The following is a 794-nucleotide window of genomic DNA, read 5'->3' as shown; positions in this document are numbered from 1 at the left end:
GCATGCCGTCATGGCCCATGGCGATGCCGTCGGTGACGGTGATGGTGCAGAATTCGCGGGGGGTGCCGCCGGCATGCGCGACGCCCTTCTTCACCGCCTGCGCCTGGCGCATCAGGGAGATGTTGCAGGGGGCGGCTTCATTCCAGCAGGAGGCGACGCCGACGAAGGGCTGATGGATCTGCTCGGTGGTCAGCCCCATGGCGTAGAAGTAGGACCGATGGGGCGCGCGCGAGGGGCCTTCCGTCACGTGACGGCTCGGCAGCCTCTGCTTGATGTTGGTCTTCGCGTCCATCGCAAACCAGTTTCCTCGGCCAACCCTTTCAGACCCGAAAAATCAGAGCCAAGATTTGAATCGACCTTGGGATTTCCCGTTCGCCTCGAGGACCGCCGCAGTCCCTAAAACATTGGAGTGATTTTATTCATGTTCGGGTGTGGCTAAAAAGCGGCGGTGATGCGAATGGCTAGCGATGAGGGCTTAATCCGGAAGGAGTGTTGCGTGAACAGCACAATCGTTACCGGGAAGACACGGGTCGGCTTACTGAGATACCCTCACGAAGATGACAATCCACAACTTCAGATTTTGCGGCGGGGTACGGCGCGCCCCGGTGCAGCCTCACGGAGGGAGCGTGCCTCAACTGAGTCGCGCCCTCAGATTGCCAGCCCGTCACGCTGAGGTGCGGGCGATGGAGGCGCACACTCTTCCCACACCGTCATTGCGAGCGCAGCGAGTGGCAGTCTGGATTGCTTCGCTGCGCTCGCAATGACGGAGTATGAGGCAGCGACTTCGTCCGTCC

General features: G+C 61.1%; 1 protein-coding gene. It reads right to left on the bottom strand.

The features are described 5' to 3' along the window. Positions 1 to 292 (bottom strand): dihydroxy-acid dehydratase domain-containing protein (locus tag AC1D00_RS43575; RefSeq protein WP_477014994.1); only part of this gene is annotated, 292 nt, incomplete at its 3' end. Positions 293 to 794: the final 502 nt, after the last annotated feature.

Source organism: Bradyrhizobium sp. P2_E8, assembly GCF_056403875.1.
Note: the sequence above shows the minus strand (reverse complement) of the source record. Positions and strands in the feature narration are given on the sequence as shown.